The 5,451-nt window shown below is 39.1% G+C and carries 5 protein-coding genes; 4 read left to right on the forward strand and 1 reads right to left on the reverse strand.

Annotated features, from left to right (window positions below; translation table 11 throughout):
- The first annotated feature begins 550 nt into the window (after window positions 1-550).
- Window positions 551-1,264, forward strand: a complete 714-nt coding sequence (locus tag IGJ05_RS16065) for a replication initiation protein (RefSeq protein WP_438725363.1) — start codon at window positions 551-553, stop codon at window positions 1,262-1,264.
- Between the two features lie 258 nt (window positions 1,265-1,522).
- Here IGJ05_RS16065 and IGJ05_RS16070 read toward each other — a convergent pair whose 3' ends face one another.
- Window positions 1,523-2,035, reverse strand: a complete 513-nt coding sequence (locus IGJ05_RS16070) for a hypothetical protein (protein WP_438725364.1) — start codon at window positions 2,033-2,035, stop codon at window positions 1,523-1,525.
- A gap of 867 nt (window positions 2,036-2,902) precedes the next feature.
- Between IGJ05_RS16070 and IGJ05_RS16075 the strand changes: the two genes are divergently transcribed.
- The 3 genes from IGJ05_RS16075 to IGJ05_RS16085 are packed head-to-tail and all read left to right on the forward strand — an operon-like array spanning window position 2,903 to window position 4,901.
- Complete coding sequence (locus IGJ05_RS16075) at window positions 2,903-3,877, forward strand: replication initiation protein (RefSeq protein ID WP_438725365.1); 975 nt, start codon at window positions 2,903-2,905, stop codon at window positions 3,875-3,877.
- A gap of 1 nt (window position 3,878) precedes the next feature.
- Entirely contained in the window at window positions 3,879-4,382 is a 504-nt protein-coding gene (locus IGJ05_RS16080; protein ID WP_438725367.1) for a hypothetical protein, read from the forward strand.
- Window positions 4,383-4,901: a hypothetical protein gene (locus IGJ05_RS16085; RefSeq protein WP_438725368.1), complete on the forward strand. Its 519-nt coding sequence runs from the start codon at window positions 4,383-4,385 to the stop codon at window positions 4,899-4,901.
- Window positions 4,902-5,451 lie beyond the last annotated feature (550 nt).

Here is a 5,451-nt window from a genome sequence, read left to right on the forward strand (position 1 = left end):
GGGGCGCGCGAACTGTTAGCCTCTGACAACTTCTGTAAATTCCCGTGTGAGGCTTTTGCCATAGTCAATTTTATTTTTCTGGAATTTCCTTAATAGGCTTCTGAGGCTCTGAGATACGTTTTAAGAGCTTTTGGACTGTTCTGTGTATATTTATATCAAAAGACTGCTTAAACGTCCTCAGACGGCTGTCAACGGCTTCTAAGAGGACTCCAAACAGAAGAGTAGTTGTCGAGCGTAGTCAGGGGTGGCGCAGCCATTACTGTATACAGCGTGAGGCGCTTTTTAAAACCTTTTATATATCTTTTTAATATCTTTTAAAACCTTTTAGGAAGCTTTCAGACTTACTCTCCCAAGGAATACAGCTTATTAAGGGAGGAGTTTTGTCTGTTAGAAGGAGGAGTTTTGTCTGCTTTAGGGGGGAGTTTCGTCTGCTTTGGGGAGGAGTTTTGTCTGTTAGAAGGAGGAGTTTTGTCTGCTTTAAGAGGGAGTATATACAACTCTCCTCCTTAGTGTTATGATAGCCTTAAATAAACGATACTGGAGGGCTTTTATGAATGAAGTTGTCAAATACCACAATGATATGAACTCCGTTGCTTTCAGAGGCTTTGGCAAGGTGGAGCTTGATCTCTTCTTTGCTATCTGCTCCAAAATGAGAGACGAAGGGAAGAATGAGGTGGAGTTTACCTTCCACCAGATACGCTCCTTAAGCCAGTTTAAGAAAACCTCCAAAGAAGCTTTCGTATCTAAGCTAAGAAGCACCTATGAGAAGCTCTTGGCATTGATTTTCAAAGAAGAGAAAGGAAGCCGAACAACTTACTTCACTCTATTCGATGAATTTACGATAGATACAGCAGAAGAAACTATCTCCATAACTATCAAAGAGAAGTACTTCTATATCCTTAACGGACTTACAGCAAACTTTACAAGGTTTGAACTAGCGGAGTTTGTGAGCCTTAAGAGCAGTTATTCCAAAGGTTTGTACAGGCTGCTGAAACAATTTAGGTCAACAGGCTTTTATGAGGTGTCTATCGAAGACTTTAGACGGTTATTGGACGTTCCAAAGAGCTACCGCATGAGTGATATTAATAAGACGATCCTCACACCAGCACTCACAGAGTTATCAGAGATCTTTCCAGATCTAGCATGTGAGAAGGTTAAGCGATCGGTTGCTGGAAGTCGTGGAATATCAGTGGTAAAGCTTATCTTTAGCTTTAATCCAACTTCTAAAAGAGACTCGGTACTTTTACATGACTATACAAAATAAAGCCCTAGGAAATCTTCCTAGAGCTTTTTAATAGTTTATATAGTTGTCATCAAACCCTTTATAACAGCTCTTCGAAGGCTTCTTATAGGCTCTTGGAATCTAATGGAGCAGCTCTTGGAAAGACCGCCGTATTGCAACGGCAGTGCACTAAAGGGCTTCTCTAAATGCATTATACCAAGGTGAAGAAATCAGGTCAAATCGATTTCGGTTTATTTTGTGTACAAACAGCCGTCACACACAAATTATAGTGTCTCTCTATTATTGTTTGAATAATCTACTCCATAGGGAAGGCTTTGCAGCAGGGTTTTCGATAACACTTGGAGCTTCCTTAGATTCTTCCAATAGCTCTATAAGTTTATCAAGTCTTTCAGTAAGCTCTCCTATTTGATCCGATTGCTTTTCGATAACTTCATTCTGCTGTTTTATAAGCAACTGATACTCACTTAGCAATTTATTTTGAAGTGATATGCTTGTATTTTCATTTGAAGAATAGATAGCAGTTTCCGTATAAAACTTTATATAAGCTTGACTTAGAGCCATTTCATAGTTTAAATCAGGTTTAGCTTTATTCTCCATTACATATCGAAAAGCATTTATATCATTGTCAACAAAAAGCTTCTTAGTACGATTCTCTATAGACCTTGTATAGATAGGCTTTTTAGCTAGTTTCTCCATATCATTTGAATACTTTCTAACGGTTACAGGAGAGATTTTTAAACGCTTTGCTACTTCATTGCTATCGAATAATTGTTCAGAAACATTATCATGCATAGTCCTTAGCACTCCAATCATATTTATATATCAGTATATAATATCTTATGTAATAGCTTATCATTGGAATCATAACACAAAACTGATAGAATATGCTAAAGTGGTGTGGCATAGGCGCATTCTAAGCGCATTTCGGATAGTTAGGTAATGGAATGCTTACTTAAATAACAATAAACTCCATTATAAGGCTTATGAAAACAGCTGAATTTCACTAAGTTTTGGAAGAGAGAAAAAGCTTTAGAATGAGCTTTCATGAACTAGACCAATTTTTCTTCACAAGGCTAGGCGCTGAAAGCCTTGATAGACGGACTACTTTTTTTAATAGCGGTTATGTAAACTAACTTTTAAATATAACAAGAAAGCTTCTTTCCATTCATTGGAGAGAGGCTTTTTACTATGCCTTAAACAGCTTGTAAGGAATGCCTCCATAAGTAGGGAAAGGGGGGGGGCTCCTTCTATCTTTTGTAATGGAGTTATCTCTTATCTCTTCTATATCTATTATTCTTATGGAGTAATTATTGCGAAGCAATAGGATAGCTTTAGCTAGCCTAATATCTTTATAATAAGACCTTTATAGATAAGACCTTTATAGATAAGACCTTTATAATAAGACCTTTATAGCAAACTAAGTAAAACGCCAGAAGCCTTGTGCCGCTTGGAGTACAGCCGATTAAAGCCAAGGCAACTGTACCAAAAAAATCCAACAGTGATACCATAAATATCCAACAGATGTACCAAAAAAATCCATTAACTATACCATAAATATCCAAGTCCTACCTCCCTATAATACCAAAGAGATATACCCTTGGGACAACATGCACCGAGAGAGGGTTTAACTGGTACAAAAGGAAAGGGAGGCACTCCACTATGTCTAAATGGAAAGAAGACGAATTTTTATTTTACTCGAATGCGCTCAACAATAATTACGCTATGAAGAATCTAACAGCGGCTGAAATGAATATACTATTTGCACTACTAGCTAAAATCTCTCGTAATACTGGGAAGGTTACAGAACCACTGGAAAATGATTTGATAATGGAATTAAACCTAGAAGAGATTGGTGGAAAAGCTTCTGTAACACGCCTAAAAGGGCGCGCAAACGAGACTTTGAGAACTATTTGGAATGTGCAAAACAGCCTTGTAACGGCTTCTGGGAGCTTCCTAAATGGTTCTAAGGTTATCTCCGCTCCACTATTTACAAAGCTTGCTACAGACACCGATAACGGCATTATGGAAGTTGTCTTAAATAAGGAAGTAGTGAACGAATATTTGAAAGTAGATACCGCCGAGGGCGGCAAAGGTGAATTTACCATAGTTAACTTATTGAAATTTACAAACCTTAAGAAGAAAGCTTCTAAGGCTTTGTATTGTCTGCTAAGTCAGTACCAAGGATTTGGACTGGTCAAAATGACAGTTGAAAACTTAAAGAAGGCTCTTTTTGTACCAGAGAAAACAATTAACTCACGTTTCTTTGAGCGTTACTTAGACGTTGCAATGGAGGAGCTGGAAGCCTCAGGGCTATTTACTAACATGAAGATGAGTAAAATCTCCAAGAAAGGCTCCAAAGCCATTACAAGTATTCAGATAACTTTCAAGAAGGTCGGAGCTAAACAGCTGATCCATGACATGTTAGAGGAAAAGGCAGCTTCACACGACTCTCAGAAGGCTGTAGAAGTCGTTAAACAGCCAACTGTCCAAGTAGAAGAGCCTAAAGAGCCTCAGAAAGCTTCTGACAGCACTCCATACGCTTTAGATATGTTTGGAATGCCGATTACTAAAGCTGAATACGATGAGTTAGAAAGCTACCTAAAAGAGCAATGCGAACTATTGGAGGGAGCCTAGTATGAAGCCAAGTGAAGCATGGAAACAGTTTAATGATAATCAGTTTTGGAAGCACCTCCCAAGCGATTGGAAGAGCCATAAAGCAGTAGAAGACGGCTCTAGGAGACGGTTAACTAAGACTTTACGCCTCTCTTTAACGCCTCAAGAAGTGGAATATTTAAAAGCATTTAAAGGTAAAAATAAGCACTTTTACCCGACATTGGAGAGCGCTATAGAAGCAATCTTTTCTAACATTGCTAACAAACCTATGGAGGATTACTTAAAAGAGCCGAAGGATCCGACTCCATTAATCGAATCAAAAGAGCCGCCTATAAAGCTGACTATTGTTATAAACGCCGCTATAACAGAGCGCCTTAATACAATGAAAATCTATGGAAAGAACTTAAGTACAAATGCTAAAATACGCTTTCTTTTAGCAAACTCTACAGAGCTACAACAAGCCGATTACTTTGAAAATCTAATCAATCTAAAACCTAAGAACCCAAGCCGAAAGGAAGTAATCTAAATGGACTACCAACAAATGATAGAACAAATCAAGGATCAATTAACTCGCTATGGAAAGATATTTGAAACTGATACTGAAATATACGAGGTACAGGACTTCGTGGAAGGTAAGGACAAGGGATCTTCATATCACATTTATCTAACTGAACAACTAAATGCCTACAAAGAAGCCAAGCAAGCAGAAGTAACCGAACTCCAAGCAAGGTTTTATCAGTCTCAGGTGGAATCTATGGAGCAGAAACAAGAGCAGATCACTAAGCCTGAATATCAGATTACTCGAGAAGAGGTATTAAGCCTTAAGCCAGAAGAAGCAATTCGACTTCGCCAAAAGATTGGAGCAAGTGCTTACCAAAGTATTATGGAGGGCAATCCTTCACCGATTGAATCGCTGCTAAATGAGCCGCAGGAAACCGTGGCGAGTTTTGAACAGTATCGTGGAGCAGCTTTAACCGATATTCTTCCCAGCATAGCAGTGCTTATTAAACGGCATGATCCAGAGATTTATAGTAGCCTAATTTAAAAAAGTTTCCCTCCCTCCGGCTGCTCCTTTAATTGGAGCAGTTTTTTCATATGCTCTTATAACGGCTTCCAAAATAGCACAAACAGCTCTCTAAAATGAGCGTACAGCCTTTTAAACAGCTCTTACTTAGTCTTATTCCATAGTATAATAAGAGGCTTCTCAGACGGCTCTCAACGCCTTGTAGAGGCATGCCCAAGAGGTGTGGAGTAACACTCTCCTAAAGCTTTCTACCAGTAGTCTTTAGGCTTATCGGAGAGCTGTCCAATACAAGGTAGTATGGAGCTATTGAACAGCTTTGTACAGTTGACTAGACCAATTGAAACTATAGTGAATCAGTCAATCAAACAGCTAAAACGTATATAGAGACTCTCAAAGCTCTCAAACAGCATGATAACAGCTCTTGAACGCTGTATGAACAGCTGCCAGACACCACTACACAAGCAGTCAACGAGCACCACGAACGGCTATACCAATCCATAATGGAGTAGCTTAGGAAGCTGCTGCCAGCTGTCCAAGGGCGCAAGGGAGGGGAGTCTTGCCACAGCTATGA

This window comes from Enterococcus sp. AZ167 (assembly GCF_051714025.1).
Taxonomy (GTDB): Bacteria; Bacillota; Bacilli; order Lactobacillales; family Enterococcaceae; genus Enterococcus_D; species Enterococcus_D casseliflavus.

Excerpts from the sequence above, each read along its gene's own strand:
- IGJ05_RS16065 (WP_438725363.1), top strand. The coding sequence starts at position 551 with ATGAATGAAGTTGTCAAATACCACAATGATATGAACTCCGTTGCTTTC.
- IGJ05_RS16070 (WP_438725364.1), bottom strand. The coding sequence starts at position 2,035 with ATGCATGATAATGTTTCTGAACAATTATTCGATAGCAATGAAGTAGCA.
- IGJ05_RS16075 (WP_438725365.1), top strand. The coding sequence starts at position 2,903 with ATGTCTAAATGGAAAGAAGACGAATTTTTATTTTACTCGAATGCGCTC.
- IGJ05_RS16080 (WP_438725367.1), top strand. The coding sequence starts at position 3,879 with ATGAAGCCAAGTGAAGCATGGAAACAGTTTAATGATAATCAGTTTTGG.
- IGJ05_RS16085 (WP_438725368.1), top strand. The coding sequence starts at position 4,383 with ATGGACTACCAACAAATGATAGAACAAATCAAGGATCAATTAACTCGC.